Origin of the sequence: Bradyrhizobium liaoningense (assembly GCF_018130785.1) — a bacterium.
GTDB classification, from domain to species: domain Bacteria; phylum Pseudomonadota; class Alphaproteobacteria; order Rhizobiales; family Xanthobacteraceae; genus Bradyrhizobium; species Bradyrhizobium liaoningense_A.
The window spans coordinates 1-15,339 of sequence record NZ_JAFCJT010000002.1 but is presented as its reverse complement, the minus strand read 5'-3'; the positions used below and the strand labels follow the sequence as shown (position 1 = coordinate 15,339).

The window sequence follows — 15,339 nt, the reverse complement described above, 5'->3', positions numbered from 1 at the left end:
TCGCCATCGCCCGGTCAGGCAACAACAACCTTTGTCACATATAGTTATACAAGATCGCGGCGAAAGACCGGTTCCGCGACTCGTCGGCTACATGCCTGCCGCAATTTCGATGCAAAACCCGTTCCGACTTGGGCGGGATCGGCGCGGAGACAGATTTTCGCACGCCGGTCGGCCGAAACGGACATCGCGCAGACATCACGCGACGATCACACTGCGGCATGCGCAAAGACCGTCTGCGAAACGCGCCGCGGGATGTATTATTTCTTCTCCATCACGCATTGCAGCGGATGCTGGTGCTTGCGGGCGAAATCCATCACCTGCGTCACCTTGGTCTCGGCGATCTCGTAGGTGAACACGCCGCACTCGCCGATGCCGTGATGATGGACGTGCAGCATGATCTTGGTCGCGGCCTCGACGTCCTTCTGGAAGAACTTCTCCAGCACATGGACAACGAATTCCATCGGCGTGTAGTCGTCGTTCAGGATCAGCACGCGATACAGGTTCGGCCGCTTGGTCTTCGGTTTGACCTTGGTGATGACAGACGTATTCGGCCCCGTCGGTCCGCCCGAACGGTTCTCGTCATTGCTCATGCGAGGAGCGTGGGCAGCGGCTGGCGCGGACAGGTCTAGTCTGGAAGTCAGGTGCGGCATGGCTCAGGCGTTCAAATTCCCCACGGAAGCGAGTGACGGTCAGCCGCGCGGCCCCGCCCTTGGGAGCTTCGCACGGGCAGGCCGCCTTGTTGGATCGCCGCTTCCAACCGGTCCAGTCAAGCCCGGATCGATTGTAGGGAATATGGGCCCGCCCCCGGCTCGCCGCAAGCGTGCAACGGTCTGGCCGATATGGCCGAGGCAGTCCCGATTCCCGGTCCGGGCGATCCCGACCGAGGTTAATCAATCCAGACCGATTTGACAAAAATTTCCGCTTCCACCGTTTAGAACATCTTGACCAGGAACCCGGCCGTTAGGGCAACAGCGGCGGTTTCGCGCGGGTTACCTCCGGTTTTCTACGGTCCAATTTACCTGCCGTTCAATCGGCTGGGGTCAAATCGGGCAAAATCACAGATCTCGGGGATCGCCATGTTTCGCCTGCCCGTTGTCAGCCGGATCGGTCGACAGCTCGCCCGCTTTGCCGGTGCCGAGCAAGGCAATATCGCCGTAATCTTCGCCATCGCACTGGTCCCGGTGCTGGGCTTCGTCGGCGCTGCGATCGATTATAGCCGCGCCGCCCAGGCGCGCACCTCGCTACAGGTCGCGCTGGATTCGGCGGCCCTGATGGTCTCCAAAGACCTGACCAGCGGCACGATCACGGAATCCGACATCGACACCAAGACAAAATCATACTTCAACGGCCTCTACACCGGCCGCGCCGGCTCGGTGGACACAGCCAACATCCACGCCAGCTACACGCCCAAGGACTCCAACGGGATCTCGAACATTCTCGTCACCGGGTCTGGCAGCTTGCCGACCGACTTCATGAGGATTGCCGGCTATCCGACGCTTGGGTTCAGCGCGAGCTCGACCTCGGCATGGGGAAACACCCGCATGCGGGTGGCGATGGTCCTGGACAATACGGGATCGATGGCCTCAAACGGCAAGATGAGCGCCATGCAGAGCGCGGCCAAGGACATGATCGACACGCTGTCCACCTACAACAAGCAGACCGGAGACGTTTACATCTCGATCGTTCCGTTCTCGAAGGACGTTAACGTCGGCACCACCAACGGCACCAGCAATCTCAGTGCGTCGTGGCTGAATTGGACCGAGTGGGAGGGTGAGCCGCCGATCCTTGTCAACAACAAGTCCAACAGCTTCAATTCCGCCGTCGGCGGATCAGATTGCCCGTTCACGAACAACAGCCAGGGATTCACCTGCATGGACCGGCCGGCGACGTTGAGCGGCGCCAACGGTGTCAGCAAAATACCGTTGAGCGGCACCTATGCCGGGTATATCTGCCCCAGCATCGACAGTGGCAAACAACGCGCGGGCAAGACCGGCATCTACTACAACGGTTGCTACACCACCGTCACCGGCTCGAGCGCAAGCTGCGGATCGAACACGGCCTGCACCTGCACCGGCAGCGGCTCAAGCAAGATCTGCCACCTCTGGCGCGGCGATGGCACCGCGGCGACGGCCGCAGCCGCCCCCGCGCGCAGCACCTGGACCGGCTGCGTCAACGATCGCGATCAGGACTACGATACCAAGAACACCGCACCGGGCTCGAGCAGCGCAAGCCCCTCCTCGCAATTCTATGCAGAGCAGTGGTCCGGCTGTCTTTCAGGCACAGTGTTTCCGATGAGCAATCAGTGGCAGAAGCTCAAGGACCAGATCACGGCCATGTCTCCGAGCGGCAATACCAACCAGTCCATAGGCCTGGCCTGGGGGTGGCAATCCCTGAGCACGACCAATGGGCCGATCGCTGCTCCGCCCAAGGCCAACGACTACGTCTACAAGGACTATATCGTGCTGCTGTCCGACGGCTTGAACACCCAGAACCGCTGGAGCACGTCGCAGTCCAGCATCGACGACCGCCAGGAGATCCTCTGTCAGAACGTCAAGGGCGACAAGACGAACCCGGTCACGATCTTCACGATCCAGGTCAACATCAGCAACAAGGACCCAAAATCCCAAGTGCTGCAGGACTGCGCAACCGACGGTAATTTCCAGATGATCACGAAGGCGTCCGACACGTCCGACGCATTCAAGAACATCCTCACGCAGATCTCCAAGCTGCGCGTCGCGAAATAATCCGAGCCTCCTATCGCACAAACGAAAAAGCCCGGCTGGATCAGCCGGGCTTTTTGATTCCAGGACGTCCAGAGAACGTTAGTTGGCGGCCGGGGTGAACTTCGACACGATGGTCTCGACCGGCTTGAACGCCTGCTTGGCGAGGTCGCTGTAGAGGCCGGCGATCTTCTGCGATTCCGCAACGAAGGTCTCGTAGCTGGAACGGGCGAAGTCGGTCTGCGCTTCCACGGCCTTGTCCAGCGACTTCACGCCGGAAAGCTTCTCGACGAACGACTTGGTGTCTTCGAACGACTTCTTGGTGTAGTCGCCATACGCGCTGGCGATCGCCTGGAGGCCATGCTGCACAGAGGTCGCGGAAGCAACGCACTGCTCGAACTGCTCTTTCCCGTAGCTCTGAAAGTCTTCAACCTTGAACATTTCGGAATCCTTTTCCCTGGCTCTCGTCCGGAAGCCCCGGCTCCCTGACTCCGCCCAAAATTAGTGCAACGCACAAAAAAGTCAAGAATCTTGTGCGGCGCACAAAATTAGATGCAAGTCGCGGAGATTCCCGGGGTTTCCCGCAAGGGTTCCTTAAGCTTTTGGAAACCGCAGACCCCTACCCTGATTCCCTGGAGTGTTCATCTTCCGCGAACGGTCAAAAGCCGTTTGAGAACACCACCTTAGCCAGAACAGCGGCTCAGGCCCAACGTCCCCCGCAGCGAACGCCAGCGGAGGGACAGCCTGAGCAGGTAATGATCCCGGGTCCGGTGGGCACAATTTCGCCTCACGGGCCGGTGATCAAGTCAGAAACGGGGACGGGGTTTCATGCTTCGTAAAAACTTGTCTTCCTCGCGCTTGGCGCGGGTTGGCGTTTTCGGGCTTCTTGCGGTCACCACCGCAGTCATCTTCACCACCGATGCTGCCGAGGCACGGCGTCACCGCCGCCAATACGCGCACCACCGGGTGCAGCGCGATGTGTCCGAGAGTTCCAGTCCGAAATTCGCATCGATCATCGTCGACGGCAATTCCGGCTCGGTGCTCCAGGCAACGAGCCCCGACGGGATCCGCCATCCCGCTTCGCTGACCAAGATCATGACGCTCTATCTGCTGTTCGAGCGTCTGGAGTCCGGCAAGATGAAGCTCGATACCGAGATGCCGGTATCGCAGCACGCCGCCGATCAGGATCCGACCAAGCTCAATCTGCGCGCCGGCCAGACCATCCGCGTCGAGGACGCGATCAAAGGTCTGGTCACCCGCTCGGCCAACGATGCAGCCGTTGTGATCGCGGAAGCGATCGCCGGTGACGAGGACGACTTCGCCCAGATGATGACGCGCAAGGCGCGCTCGCTCGGCATGTCCAGGACGGTCTACCGCAACGCGAACGGCCTTCCCAACGACGAGCAGGTTACGACGGCGCGCGACCAAGCCACGCTCGGCCGCGCCATCCAGGAGCGCTTCCCGCGCTACTATCGCTATTTCGCGACCTCGACGTTCAATTGGCGCGGACAGTCCATCCGCAACCACAACCACCTGCTCGGCAGCGTCGAGGGCGTAGACGGCATCAAGACCGGCTACACCCGCGCCTCCGGCTTCAACCTCGTGACCTCGATGCGCCGCGGCAACCGCCACCTGATCGGCGTGGTGCTGGGCGGCCGCAGCGGCGGCTCGCGCGATGCCATCATGCGCAACCTGCTCGCCGAGAACCTCGACAAGGGCGCGACCACCCACACCGTTGTCGCGGTCACCGAGCGCAACGGCTCAGATGCCAGCGTCGAGGTCGCCGATGCGTCGGATACCCCGGCCCGCGCGGCCCCGCAGGTTCAAGCCGCCGCCGCCCCCGCTCCCGAGGCTGCCCCGTCGCGTCTCGCCTCGCGTCTGTCGGCGCTCGCAGCTGCGACGGCCGCGATGCCGCCCGCTCAGCCCAAGCCCGAGGCTCGGCCGACTGAATCCAAGATCGAGCCCGCGCCGCTCACCAATGGCGTGATCTCGAGCCAGCCGCTCTCGATCATCCCCGGCTCGTCCGAGCCGATGAAGCCGGTCCGGGTCAAGACCGTCCAGGTCAAGGCCGGCGCAGTGAAGGTCGCGTCCGCCGCCCCGGCCCAGGTCGCACCGCAAGTCACCAGCACGATTGCGGCCCGCTCCGACGTCGCGGAAACCTCGGGCGCCGTGGTCGCCCGGGCCGATCTCATCAACAAGCCCGAGATGGCGAGCCAGCCGGAAGCGCCGAAGGCCGAGATCGCCCGCACCGAGATGCCCCGTCAGCCGGCGGGCTTCGGCACCGGCAATGGCATCCTGGGCGTGCTGCCGGCCGCCGCGCCCGCTCCGGCGGCCGCGAAGCTCGCTTCAGCCGATCCCGCGCCGCAGCCGATCCAGATGAGCGCCACCACCAAGCCGGCCGTCACCCATAGCGGCTGGATCGTCCAGGTCGGCGCGCTCGAGAGCGAGAACGAAGCCCAGCAGCGCATCGATGCCGCGCGCAGCTCGGCCCGCGGCCTGCTCAGCAAGGCCGACCCGTTCACCGAGCCGGTCCTCGCCAAGGACAATCGCAAGCTTTACCGGGCCCGCTTCGCCGGGCTTGAGCGGGACCAGGCCGAAGCCGTCTGCCGCGCCCTGAAGCGCGCCGACATCTCCTGCATCACCGTCCGCAACTGATCTGACGCACCGCTCAAATCGAAATGCCCGCGCCTTGCGCGGGCATTTTTGTTTTGGGGACGCGGGTCGCGCAAAGTCAGTTCCCCGACAACTTCTCGTCAACAATTTACGGTTAAATTTTTACTCAAGAGATCGACCACGCCGACAAGGGCGGGCATCGGGGCGACGGCAAACAGAGCAAGCGGAGCTCACGCGGGTACGGGCGTTTGTAGCGTGGTGCCGGAGTTAGCCGTTATGCGTACGAAGCAGAGTATCCTTGGCCTCGTTTACACGGGCAGCGAGGTACGTCGAGCCCCCTTGGTCGGGATGGAGTTTCTTCATCAGGGACTTGTGAGCCCTGCTGATGTCGTCACGTCCCGCGCCCGGCTGCAAGCCAAGGATCTGATAGGCTTCCTCCGCCGTCATTTTGCCGCTCGGCGCCGTGCGACGCTGCCGCCCTGCCGCATCGCCCTGCGCGTTCTGACGCCAGGCGGGAAACCGGCGGTCCAGATAGCTTTCAAGTAAGGCGACGCTCTCGGCGTCGAACGCCGGGGCCATCGCCAGCAGGCCGGCGAGATCGAACTCGTCGAGATTGCGCCCCGCGTGAGGGCCGGCGACGATCTGGCCCGCGAGCTGGCCCGAATCGTGGTCGAGCCGCATGTCCAGGAATTGCGAGCGTACGCGCGAGGCCTGTCCGGACGGGCGCGTTGCGCCACCGCCGAACAGCCCGCCGATATTGCCGAAGCCGGCATTCGCCAATGGCGTCCAACCCAGGAGTCCGGCGCCGAAAATCCCGAGCGGGATCGCCACCGCCAATTCGCCCCGCAGGCCCGTGAACGCTGCGACCGCGAGCGCCAACACGCCGCCGCCGAACTTGATGGTACGCGCCAGCACCGCCGGATTGGCGGAGCGGAACATCTGGAGCAGCAGATAAAGCGTGATAACGGCGATGGCGCCGGCGATCAGGGTCATGGCCGGAATATAGTCGCCCGATTGTCAAAAAGCATGGTGTCCTTGTCCCGCGACAGACCGCGCCAGCACTACTTCATCTGGCCGATCAACGTAGCCGCGCCGCTCGCGCTTTGCGCCAGTTTCAGCAGCGCCTCGCGCCCCCCGGCGGCATAGGCTGCGGCTGCCCGCAACAGCTCACGGAGCTGCGCTGCCGCACCGGGATCGAACCGGCACCACGCCCCGCCGGTCAGCCGCGCGATTTCGCGAAAGGCCTGCTCGGCCACGGCGTCGCTGCCTTCCTGAAACACGAACACGGGCACCTTGAGCATGCCGAGCTCGCCGGCCTTGGCACAGAGTTCGTCGACCTTCTCCTCCATGGCATCGCCGACGAAGACGACAGCACGCACGCCCGAAGCGACCGCCTCGCGCCGCACGTCGCTCAGCACCTTGCCGATCTGTGTGTCGCCGCCGCGACAGTCGATCTTGCTCATCAGCGTCGCGAGCCTGGCGCTGTCGGAGATCCAGCCCGTGGCGCGACACTCGTTGAAGCCGCGATAATAGACGAGCCGGATGTCGAGGCTGCCGATGGCTGCGGCCTCGCGGAACATGTCTGCCTGGAGCGCGCAGGCCATGTCCCAGGTCGGCTGCCGGCTCATCGTCGCATCCAGCGCGAAAATCAGCCGCCCCTTCGCGCCGGGGGCATGCGGCGACAGCGCACGCGCCTTGGCGACGAACGCGGCGATGTCCTCCGAGGTGCTGGCTTGAGGCAACGCGCCGCCGGGTTGGCTCGAGACGGCATCGCGGCCACGCGGTTTGACGGGTTCGCCGGGCATCCCTGCTCGCTTCCTGCGTGAGCGGCTAATGTGGATAGCGCATGCTGCCCGGTCAATGTGCAAAGTCTCCGCGGGCGGATGCCGACGGAGACTTTGCAAGTCGTGCTGACGATCGGAGCGGTGTCGGTGTCAGCTCTTGGCAGGCGCCATCAGAGCAACCGGACCGGGCTCGAGGATCTTGGGCGGGGCCGAGCGCGTATCGACGGGCGCCACGGCGCTGTCGGTATCGCTCAGGAACTTGTCGAGCATACCCTGGATCGAGTTCTTGGCCGCATCCGGACCGGTGTCGCGCATATCGTTGTGCTGGAATTCGGTCTTCACGACCTGGATGCCGGCCTTCTCGCATTCCTCGTCGGTCGGGATCACACCCGCGTCGGTCTTGAACTGAGGATCCTGCGAACGGAACGACAGGATCTTGAACTTGCCGGCAGTGACGAAGGGCACGCGCAGATTGTCGAGCGTGACGACCTTCTTGACTTCATCCGGATACTGCTTGGCGAAATACATCGTGATGTCGCCGCCCATGGAATGGCCGACCATCGTCACCCTGTCGTAGTCGGCATTGGGCTGAACCTTCTTCATCTCCTGCATGGCGAGATGAATGTTGGCAACGCCGCGCAGGATCTGCGGCAGCCGGCCGACATAAAGCTCGCCGGGCTTGGTCACCATGGGAGGATCGGTCGGCAAATCATGCTGCGGGCTCACGACCATATAGCCGCGCGCCGCGAAGATGTTGGCGAGGAAGCCGTACTCGGTATTCTTGACAGTGTTGCCGTGATTGATCACGGCAACAGGCAGCGTGATCATGCCGGCATTGGCCTGCATTTCCTTGTCGCGGCGGACCGCGATATCGACAGGCACGGGACGGTTGTCGCGCGAGGCGTCGTAGAAGGTGATGGTCTCGTGTTTGATGGCCCACTTGCTCGCCGTGAAATAGGCGACGCCGCAGAGGGCACTGACCGAAACCAGAACGGCAATTCCACGCTTCATTTTCGTCCTCAGCCTCAGGCTCTTGCGGCCTGAATCCCTGTTGAAAATCGTGTTCTTCCGGAGCTCTTCGGCCCCTGGTCGCCTATTCCCTAATATATGTCACAGCCGCGTGACAGGAAGGCTAAATATTGTGAACTTGCAGCCCTTTCATTGTGCGGCGCACACGTTTCTTGGGCATCCCGTTTTCAGCCCGCCACGTCAGGTGCAGGCCACCATCCGACGCAACCGGTCTCAATTGGGTTCAATTTCGCGGTAAACACAGGGTGAAAACGCCCGGGTCCGCGCTCGGTTCCGGCCGGAACGGGTAGCGTCAATCGGCCGGAAGTAGCGATATACCGCCGCCTCAGGCGCCGATGATGTCGTGGACCTCGAGTGGCTTGTCGACCTGGCTAAACCACTCGGCGCGATTGGCCGCACGACGGCGGCCGCGCTCGTCGAGCGGCAGCTTGAGCTGGCGAAGCAGGCCCGTCACCTCTTCCCGCGCGGTGAGATGGCCAAGGTTGGGCCGCATGCCGAGCGTGGCCTCGTCGATCTCGTCGAGCGCGGTCAGACCACGCGGAAAAAACTCGCGATAGACGACACGCTCGGCGAAGCCGTCGACGTAGCGGAAGCCGAGCCGCAGCGACAAATCCTTGAGACCATCGGCGACGAGCTGCTTGTTGCGGGAGCCGAGCATCGACAGGCGGTTGCGCATGACGATCCAGTCGGTCGAGGAGCCGTCGAACTGGCGCCGCTTGCGGCGGGCATCCCGCACCATCTCGGCATAGTGGCTCTCGCCCGTCACTGCGTAGTTGGCGGGATCGACGGTGCCGAGCACATCGAAATCGAGGAAGCTGTCGTTGATCGGCGTGACCAGCGTGTCGGCCATCGAGTGCGCGAGACGCATCAGATAGCTGTCGGTGCCGGGCGTATCGATGACGATGAAGTCGAAATTGCTCTCGACCGCCGAGACCGCCTCCATGAACTGCTGGAACTCGGAATTCTCGTTCTCGGCGATCTGCATGGTCTCGCCGAGCTTGATGCAGCGATGCACCGGCAGCTCGAGGCCGAGACCGGTGCGGCGGGCCCAGGCGGAACGGTTGCCGATGTAGCGGGTAAAGCTCTGCTGACGGCAGTCGAGGTCGATGGTGGCGACGCGCTGGCCGGCCTTCAGCAGCGCGACCGCGATATGTAGCGCGGTGGTCGATTTGCCAGAGCCGCCCTTCTCGTTGCCGAGCACGACGACATGCGCCGAGCCGGATTGGCCTTGGCTAGCCTGCACAAGCATAGCGATCCTCAACACCCCTGACGAATATCTTCGAGTTGGTCGCGTCTGCGGTCAAGTGAAATGCGTGACAGCAAATGCAAATCGCAGCGCGCCGTTCTTCAACAAGAATCGCGGCGCCGTCTCTCGTCTGTGATCCAGCCCATCATGTCGACATCGTGCGCGGCTTCGCGCGGGATGCTGTGCCGCATTCGAACGCATGGCGTCCACGATCGCCGCTTGTTAAGGTTAGCCGGCCGGGCGCCGGGACGCACCCGCTTCCCATTCCCAACCCTGTCGAGTTCTGATGTCACGAAGCCCCTTGATCGCCCGCACGGTCCCCGCCTTGCGACGCGCCGTCGACAATCTTCGCAAGCGAAAGGCCACGATCGCGCTGGTCCCGACCATGGGGGCGCTCCATGACGGGCATGTGTCGCTGGTGCGCCTCGCCAAGCGGCGCGCGAGTCGCGTCGTGGTGTCGATCTTCGTCAACCCGACCCAGTTCGCCCCGACCGAAGACTTTGGTGCCTATCCACGGACCTGGAAGACCGACATCGCCAAGCTCGAAGCCGAGGACGTCGATATCGTCTGGCACCCGGGCGCCGAGGCCATGTATCCGGAGGGCTTTGCGACCCGGATCGTGCCGGAGGGACCGGCGCTGGCGGGCCTGGAGGACCGCTTCAGGCCGCACTTCTTCGGCGGCGTCGCCACCGTCGTCGGCAAGCTGTTCACGCAGTGCCGGCCGGATGTCGCGATCTTCGGCGAGAAGGACTTTCAGCAATTGCGCGTGGTGACGCAGATGGCGCGCGACCTCGACCTCGGCGTCAAGGTGACCGGCTCTCGGACCGTGCGCGAGCGCGACGGGCTCGCGATGTCCTCGCGCAACGTCTATCTCTCGCCGGAGGAGCGGCAGACCGCGACCACGCTTTATCGCGCCATGAAGGACAGCGCCGGGCGCATCCGTGCCGGCGAAGCGATCGCACCCGCGATGGCGCGCGGCGCCGGGATGATCACAGCGGCCGGCTTTGCGCTCGACTATTTCGAGGCGCGCCATGCCGAGACGCTGGCGCCGGTCACCTCGCGCAAGGATGGGCCGTTGCGGATCCTGGTCGCGGCCAAGCTCGGCACGACCCGGCTGATCGACAATATCGCGGTGTAATCGCCAAGGTCGATCTTGCGCGTTCCCTTGCCCGGATGGAAGATCGGGTGCGAGGAAACGAGCCGGCTGGCAGCGGATGTCATTCATCCGCACGATGATCGTGAACGGCGTGCTGGCGCTCGTCGCCGCGACTGCCGCGCAGGCACAACAGCGCCCGCCGATCGGCCTGTACGGGTCGCCGCCGGATGCGATGATCTTCTATGTCGCCCATGGCCCCGCCGGGGCCTGCGGACCGGGCTGCTCCGACTGGATCGCCGCCGAAGGCACGGTGCAATGGGACAGCTACAAGCGGCTGATCGCAATTCTCGATCGCCAGGCGGGACACAAGCTGCCGCTCGTCATCCATAGCTGGGGCGGCTCCAACCTCAATGTTGCTGTCAGCATGGGCCGCATCCTGCGCGACCGCGGCCTGGATGCCACCGCCGGCGCGACCGAGGTCGAGGCCTGCGCCGGCAACGCCATCTGCGAAGGCGGACGCCCGATCGTGATGCCCGCCTCCGACTGGGCGCGGCTGCACATCGTCACGCCGCCATGAGCGGCCGCGTCAGAGCAGTCCGAGATCGCGCAACTCGCGCCGCATCGGCTCCGGCATCGCCGCGATCGAGCCGGCGGCCGACTTGCCGAGATCGGGCGGCACGGAATCGTCGCTGAGGTAGCGCCAGCCCTGGAACGGGCGCATCGGCCGCGGCGATACCGAGATCACCTTCGGCTGCATCACGATCCGGCAACGGCCGATGCCGTCCTTGTCGCGGAACGGCTCGATGCCGATGATCTTTTCACGCGCGGCGATCTCGCCCTTGATCACCCAGTAGAGCGATCCGCCCGCCAGGATCTCGGCGTCGCGCTTGGGCACCATGCGGGTGATGTGGATGTGATGTTGCGGCAGACCCTTTTTCTTGGCGGTCTGCATCCGTTCGGCGATCCACCCCTTCAATTCCTTGACGGAGTCGCAGCCGACGGCGAGCTTGATCAGATGTAGCGGCATGCCTCAGCATTAGCCGGGCAGCCACGCATTTGGAATGCCGAACTATTCGTTATCCGCAGCCGCGGGAGCCGGGGCCGGGGCCGGCGGGGCGAGCGGAACCGGTGCGGCGGCCGGCGCACGTGCGGCCTTCGGCGCAGGCGGCTTCTTCGCAGCCGGCGCCGCTGGAGCGGCGGCCTGCGCCGAGGTCGGAGCAGACGGGCGCGGCGCCGCGCCTGCGGCAGGCGCCGCCTGGCGCGCCGTCGCCATGGCAGGCTCCGGATTCATGATGCTCACCGGCGGCGTCGATGATGCGCTCGGGAACTCCGCATTGGTCGGCTTGCCCGTCGGCGTCGACGGCGGCATCCCTGCAAGCGCCGCAGTGGTTGGCATCGCCGATGCCGTTGCGGGCACGTTCCAGCCCGGCGAATAGCGCGCGACCAGCGTGTCGTAGAGGTGGGAATCCATGTTGGCAGCAACCCGCTGCTGATCGGTCAGCGAGCGGAAGGCGGGGCAGTCGAACTGCGTGCAGCCGTCGCGCACGACCAGCACCTGCGCGACGAAGCCGTAGCGATCGTGCTCCAGCGCCTTGCGCAGTACCTTCATATCCAGCGTCAGGTTCTTCTCCGCGGTCGCGGCATCGCCGAGCGCGGTGAGCCGGTCGATCCGGGCGGCAGTGTAGGAGACGGCCGCAGCCGCCGCGTCAGGCGAACCGAACAGCGCCTTCTCGCAACCGACCGCGACCGCGTTGCCGGCGAGATCGTCGAGACAGGACAGCGCCGGCAGGCTGGCGATGACCGACGCCGGCGCGCGCGCCTCGACCGGGGCGACCTCCTCCGCCGGACCATAGCCGCGCACGGCGGCAGCCACCGCGACGGCAATGGAAAGCAGCGTGATGACAGTCAGCGCGCCGTTGGCAACCGACCTTTCGCCGCGCAGCAGCGTGATCAGGAGAATCAGTCCGAGGAAGCCGACGGCTACAAGGATCATCCACATCGGAAAGGCCTGCGAACGCCACATTTGGTCGAGCGAAGTGGCCCATGCCCAGTTCATGCGCGACGCCCCCTCACGCGAGCAAAGAGCGAATGGTCAAAGCGAGCCCCCGCGACTCGGCAACTGCCCCCGGCGCAGCTTGTCGAGGCGAAGGGGGCCTTTTGACGGCGAGCGAAGCGAATTCATCCGCGATGTCAACGCGCGGCACCGTCATCCGTCAGGATTGGGCGAGCTGGCTTTCCTTTGCGACGCGCTCGAAGGCTTCAGTCGAACTCTTGATGCGATACTGGCAGTCGTCGCCATCCGTCGGCAGCAAGCGGATGATCTCGTATGAGCCACTCGCAGCCGGGCGCGCGACGTTGCTGGCAGTGAACAATACGCGCGTTCCCACGGGGAATTTATGCTTCAACGCCCATCTCCATGACTCAAACAGCGCCGGCCGTGCCCAGGGTCCCACTGCGACGGACCGGCTGAAAACCCGGCCTGACCTATAGCACGCGATGCGGCGTTTTGGCCAGCGGTATACAGGGATGGCAAATAGGCCGATCCGGTAGTATTTTCAGGGCGATAGTGCGGGAACCCGAGTGGCGGATACCGCTGGAACCGGCGCCCTCAGGCGGTGTGGGGCAGATGGCCCTCCGGGCTCGCCTGGTCCACGGCCTTGGGCAATTCCTGGGCCAGGATCTGGCCGAGCTGGTCGACCGGGATGTTGTAGCGCGCCGCGAGCTGGCGAACGGTCTCATTGCCGAGCACGGCGCGGAGCTGGTCGGCCGAGATCGGCAGGTTCTGGCCGTTGCCGAGCCAGGATTTGACCTGGTCACCGAAGCCGGACTGCTGGAGCTTGGCGACGATCGTGCTGAGGCCGCCCTGATTGCTGCTGCCGAGCACCTCGTTCAGCACCGCCGGCAAGACCGCGGCGCCGAGCTGGCCGAGCGCGCTGCGAAGCGCGGGGTTGTTTTCCAGCGAGTCCAAGAGTCCCATGGCCGTGCCCTCTCCTTGCGTTCCGCGATTGAGCGCCGCCGTCCTGCACATCGTCAAGCGGCGCCCGATCACATTCGCGGATTAGACGGTCTCGAACTTCTCGATGACGAGCGTTTCGGCAAGCCCGTCGCGCGTCCATTCCTGGAACGCCGGCAGCGCCATCATCGTGTCCATGTAGGCGCTGGTCTCCGGCGTGACCTCGATCGCGTAGGTGCGGAAACGGTGCACGACCGGTGCGTACATCGCATCCGCCGCACCGAAGCGGCCGAACAGGAACGGTCCCTTGGCACCGTAGCGCGCCCGGCACTCGCGCCAGATCTCCTGCACGCGCGCGATGTTGGCCTTGGCGTCCGCCGACAGCGTCACGGCGCGCACGGGGCGGTGCAGGTTCATGCCGCATTCGTTGCGCAAGGCCATGAAGCCGGAATGCATCTCGGCGCACACCGAACGGGCGTGCGCGCGGGCGGCGACGTCGTCGGGCCACAGCTTCACTTCCGGGTAGCGCTCGGCGACGTACTCGATGATGCTGAGCGAATCCCACACCGTGATGTCGCCGTCGACCAGCACCGGCACCTTGCCGGCGCGGCTGAAGGACAGGATCTGATCCTTATCGGCGGGATTGTCCGTGTAGAGCGGAATGACGGTCTCGACGAACGGGATGTCGTTGGCGCGCAGTGCGAGCCACGGCCGCATCGACCATGACGAGTAGTTCTTGTTTCCGATCGCGAGCTTGAGCGCTGCCATGTCGCTGGTCCTTCCCTGAGTCCTCTCGATGCGGCTGCTTTTAGCGCCATCGGCTGCCGCCAATCAATCGTTGCCGCACCCGGCCGCGCGTGGCAATCGTTGCGGTCTTCGCGAGGAGTGAGACATGAGCAGGCATTGGGTCGACGTCACGGCGGTCGGCTTCTTCATCATTGAATGGCTGGTCTATGCCCTGACGCTGGAGCACTCGGCCTACGGTCGCGACAGCCTGTCGGCGCGCATGAACCGCTATCGCGAGGTCTGGGTGCGCCGCCTGCTCGACCGCGACACCCGCATGGTCGACATGCAGATCATGGCCTCGCTCCAGAACGGCACCGCCTTCTTCGCGTCCACCAGCCTGTTCGCGCTCGGCGGCGCGCTGGCACTGCTGCATGCCACCAACGACGCCATCACCATCCTCGCCAAGCTGCCGATCGATCTCAGCCCCTCGCCCGCACTGTGGGAGCTGAAATGCGTCGGCCTGGTGCTGATATGCGTCTACGCCTTCTTCAAATTCGCCTGGGCCTATCGCCTGTTCAACTATGTCGCGATCCTGTTCGGCGGCATGCCGCCGGCTGACCGGCGCGACACGCCCGAAGCCGAGGCCCACGTCATCCGCACCTCGCGCCTGTTCGAATCCGCCGGCCGCCACTTCAACCGCGGCCAGCGCGCCTTCTTCTTCGCACTCGGCTATCTCGGCTGGTTCGTCAGCCCCTGGGTGCTGTTCGTGACCACCGCGGCGGTGGTGATCGTGACCTGGCGAAGGCAGTTTGCGTCCAGTGCCTGGGCGGCGATGGCGCCGGAGGTGGTAGCCGATGGTGATGGGGGGCCGAGGCGCGGGCTTCAGGGTTAAATCGATCGAGGTCGCATGGTCTCTCCACATTGTCATTGCGAGCGCAGCGACTTGTCCGCCGAAGCTTCAGCGAAGGCGGAAGCAATCCAGGCTGCCACCACGGAGAGACTCTGGATTGCTTCGCTGCGCTCGCAATGACGGAGCAAGGGACCTCGTCGGCATCCTCCAACTCTCGTTTCAGCTAGCAGACACGCCTTCGCATCCTCGCGGCGCATTTCGCCCGAGCTTTGTTTTGTCTCGCCACCCTCTTGTCCAAGAGGGCGCAGGGAAGGCCGGGTGC

16 protein-coding genes are annotated in these 15,339 nt (G+C 64.5%); 5 read left to right on the top strand and 11 right to left on the bottom strand.

Annotated features, from left to right (window positions below; all coding sequences use genetic code 11):
* Positions 1 to 257: 257 nt before the first annotated feature.
* Complete coding sequence (gene clpS, locus JQ627_RS05640) at positions 258 to 590, bottom strand: ATP-dependent Clp protease adapter ClpS (RefSeq protein ID WP_015685564.1); 333 nt, start codon at positions 588 to 590, stop codon at positions 258 to 260.
* 486 nt (positions 591 to 1,076) lie between these two features.
* Between clpS and JQ627_RS05635 the strand changes: the two genes are divergently transcribed.
* A complete protein-coding gene (locus JQ627_RS05635; protein ID WP_212483195.1) occupies positions 1,077 to 2,744 on the top strand; it encodes a pilus assembly protein in 1,668 nt (555 codons plus the stop codon).
* 78 nt (positions 2,745 to 2,822) lie between these two features.
* On the opposite strand, the gene JQ627_RS05630 is transcribed toward JQ627_RS05635, so the two are convergent.
* The gene (locus tag JQ627_RS05630; RefSeq protein WP_212483194.1) at positions 2,823 to 3,161 is read right to left on the bottom strand and encodes a phasin family protein; all 339 of its coding nucleotides are present in this window, start codon (positions 3,159 to 3,161) and stop codon (positions 2,823 to 2,825) included.
* Between the two features lie 387 nt (positions 3,162 to 3,548).
* Between JQ627_RS05630 and JQ627_RS05625 the strand changes: the two genes are divergently transcribed.
* Positions 3,549 to 5,375, top strand: coding sequence for a D-alanyl-D-alanine carboxypeptidase (locus JQ627_RS05625; protein WP_212483193.1), 1,827 nt, complete (start codon positions 3,549 to 3,551; stop codon positions 5,373 to 5,375).
* Positions 5,376 to 5,600: 225 nt separating this feature from the next.
* On the opposite strand, the gene JQ627_RS05620 is transcribed toward JQ627_RS05625, so the two are convergent.
* From JQ627_RS05620 to JQ627_RS05605, 4 genes are all read right to left on the bottom strand, one after another.
* Positions 5,601 to 6,326 (bottom strand): DnaJ domain-containing protein, encoded by a 726-nt coding sequence (locus JQ627_RS05620; protein ID WP_212483192.1) that lies wholly within the window; start codon positions 6,324 to 6,326, stop codon positions 5,601 to 5,603.
* A 68-nt stretch (positions 6,327 to 6,394) separates the two neighbouring features.
* The gene (locus JQ627_RS05615) at positions 6,395 to 7,138 is read right to left on the bottom strand and encodes a VWA domain-containing protein (protein ID WP_212483191.1); all 744 of its coding nucleotides are present in this window, start codon (positions 7,136 to 7,138) and stop codon (positions 6,395 to 6,397) included.
* Between the two features lie 129 nt (positions 7,139 to 7,267).
* Positions 7,268 to 8,128: an alpha/beta fold hydrolase gene (locus JQ627_RS05610; RefSeq protein ID WP_212483190.1), complete on the bottom strand. Its 861-nt coding sequence runs from the start codon at positions 8,126 to 8,128 to the stop codon at positions 7,268 to 7,270.
* Between the two features lie 343 nt (positions 8,129 to 8,471).
* Positions 8,472 to 9,395 carry a division plane positioning ATPase MipZ gene (locus JQ627_RS05605; RefSeq protein ID WP_212483188.1) on the bottom strand — a complete coding sequence of 308 codons (924 nt, stop codon included), beginning with the start codon at positions 9,393 to 9,395 and terminating at the stop codon, positions 8,472 to 8,474.
* 283 nt (positions 9,396 to 9,678) lie between these two features.
* Between JQ627_RS05605 and panC the strand changes: the two genes are divergently transcribed.
* Together panC and JQ627_RS05595 are read left to right on the top strand one after the other, a co-directional pair.
* Positions 9,679 to 10,530, top strand: a complete 852-nt coding sequence (gene panC, locus JQ627_RS05600) for a pantoate--beta-alanine ligase (RefSeq protein WP_212483187.1) — start codon at positions 9,679 to 9,681, stop codon at positions 10,528 to 10,530.
* 76 nt (positions 10,531 to 10,606) lie between these two features.
* A complete protein-coding gene (locus tag JQ627_RS05595) occupies positions 10,607 to 11,065 on the top strand; it encodes a hypothetical protein (protein ID WP_212483186.1) in 459 nt (152 codons plus the stop codon).
* 9 nt (positions 11,066 to 11,074) lie between these two features.
* Here the strand turns inward: JQ627_RS05595 and JQ627_RS05590 are convergent, their stop codons facing one another.
* The 5 genes from JQ627_RS05590 to JQ627_RS05570 form a co-directional block, all read right to left on the bottom strand.
* On the bottom strand, positions 11,075 to 11,515 hold the full coding sequence (locus tag JQ627_RS05590) for a DUF1489 family protein (RefSeq protein WP_212483185.1): 441 nt from the start codon (positions 11,513 to 11,515) through the stop codon (positions 11,075 to 11,077).
* A gap of 42 nt (positions 11,516 to 11,557) precedes the next feature.
* Complete coding sequence (locus JQ627_RS05585) at positions 11,558 to 12,544, bottom strand: hypothetical protein (protein ID WP_212483184.1); 987 nt, start codon at positions 12,542 to 12,544, stop codon at positions 11,558 to 11,560.
* Positions 12,545 to 12,701: 157 nt separating this feature from the next.
* Positions 12,702 to 12,893 carry a hypothetical protein gene (locus JQ627_RS05580; RefSeq protein ID WP_014494643.1) on the bottom strand — a complete coding sequence of 64 codons (192 nt, stop codon included), beginning with the start codon at positions 12,891 to 12,893 and terminating at the stop codon, positions 12,702 to 12,704.
* 203 nt (positions 12,894 to 13,096) lie between these two features.
* Positions 13,097 to 13,465: a YidB family protein gene (locus tag JQ627_RS05575; RefSeq protein ID WP_212483183.1), complete on the bottom strand. Its 369-nt coding sequence runs from the start codon at positions 13,463 to 13,465 to the stop codon at positions 13,097 to 13,099.
* An 81-nt stretch (positions 13,466 to 13,546) separates the two neighbouring features.
* Positions 13,547 to 14,209, bottom strand: coding sequence for a glutathione S-transferase family protein (locus JQ627_RS05570; protein ID WP_212483182.1), 663 nt, complete (start codon positions 14,207 to 14,209; stop codon positions 13,547 to 13,549).
* Positions 14,210 to 14,333: 124 nt separating this feature from the next.
* Between JQ627_RS05570 and JQ627_RS05565 the strand changes: the two genes are divergently transcribed.
* Positions 14,334 to 15,059: a DUF599 domain-containing protein gene (locus tag JQ627_RS05565; RefSeq protein WP_212483181.1), complete on the top strand. Its 726-nt coding sequence runs from the start codon at positions 14,334 to 14,336 to the stop codon at positions 15,057 to 15,059.
* The last annotated feature ends 280 nt before the right edge of the window (positions 15,060 to 15,339 follow it).

Excerpts from the sequence above, each read along its gene's own strand:
- JQ627_RS05565 (WP_212483181.1), top strand. The coding sequence starts at position 14,334 with ATGAGCAGGCATTGGGTCGACGTCACGGCGGTCGGCTTCTTCATCATT.
- JQ627_RS05610 (WP_212483190.1), bottom strand. The coding sequence starts at position 8,128 with ATGAAGCGTGGAATTGCCGTTCTGGTTTCGGTCAGTGCCCTCTGCGGC.
- clpS (WP_015685564.1), bottom strand. The coding sequence starts at position 590 with ATGAGCAATGACGAGAACCGTTCGGGCGGACCGACGGGGCCGAATACG.
- JQ627_RS05620 (WP_212483192.1), bottom strand. The coding sequence starts at position 6,326 with ATGACCCTGATCGCCGGCGCCATCGCCGTTATCACGCTTTATCTGCTG.
- panC (WP_212483187.1), top strand. The coding sequence starts at position 9,679 with ATGTCACGAAGCCCCTTGATCGCCCGCACGGTCCCCGCCTTGCGACGC.
- JQ627_RS05575 (WP_212483183.1), bottom strand. The coding sequence starts at position 13,465 with ATGGGACTCTTGGACTCGCTGGAAAACAACCCCGCGCTTCGCAGCGCG.
- JQ627_RS05570 (WP_212483182.1), bottom strand. The coding sequence starts at position 14,209 with ATGGCAGCGCTCAAGCTCGCGATCGGAAACAAGAACTACTCGTCATGG.
- JQ627_RS05630 (WP_212483194.1), bottom strand. The coding sequence starts at position 3,161 with ATGTTCAAGGTTGAAGACTTTCAGAGCTACGGGAAAGAGCAGTTCGAG.
- JQ627_RS05625 (WP_212483193.1), top strand. The coding sequence starts at position 3,549 with ATGCTTCGTAAAAACTTGTCTTCCTCGCGCTTGGCGCGGGTTGGCGTT.
- JQ627_RS05585 (WP_212483184.1), bottom strand. The coding sequence starts at position 12,544 with ATGAACTGGGCATGGGCCACTTCGCTCGACCAAATGTGGCGTTCGCAG.
- JQ627_RS05605 (WP_212483188.1), bottom strand. The coding sequence starts at position 9,395 with ATGCTTGTGCAGGCTAGCCAAGGCCAATCCGGCTCGGCGCATGTCGTC.
- JQ627_RS05615 (WP_212483191.1), bottom strand. The coding sequence starts at position 7,138 with ATGCCCGGCGAACCCGTCAAACCGCGTGGCCGCGATGCCGTCTCGAGC.
- JQ627_RS05590 (WP_212483185.1), bottom strand. The coding sequence starts at position 11,515 with ATGCCGCTACATCTGATCAAGCTCGCCGTCGGCTGCGACTCCGTCAAG.
- JQ627_RS05635 (WP_212483195.1), top strand. The coding sequence starts at position 1,077 with ATGTTTCGCCTGCCCGTTGTCAGCCGGATCGGTCGACAGCTCGCCCGC.
- JQ627_RS05595 (WP_212483186.1), top strand. The coding sequence starts at position 10,607 with ATGTCATTCATCCGCACGATGATCGTGAACGGCGTGCTGGCGCTCGTC.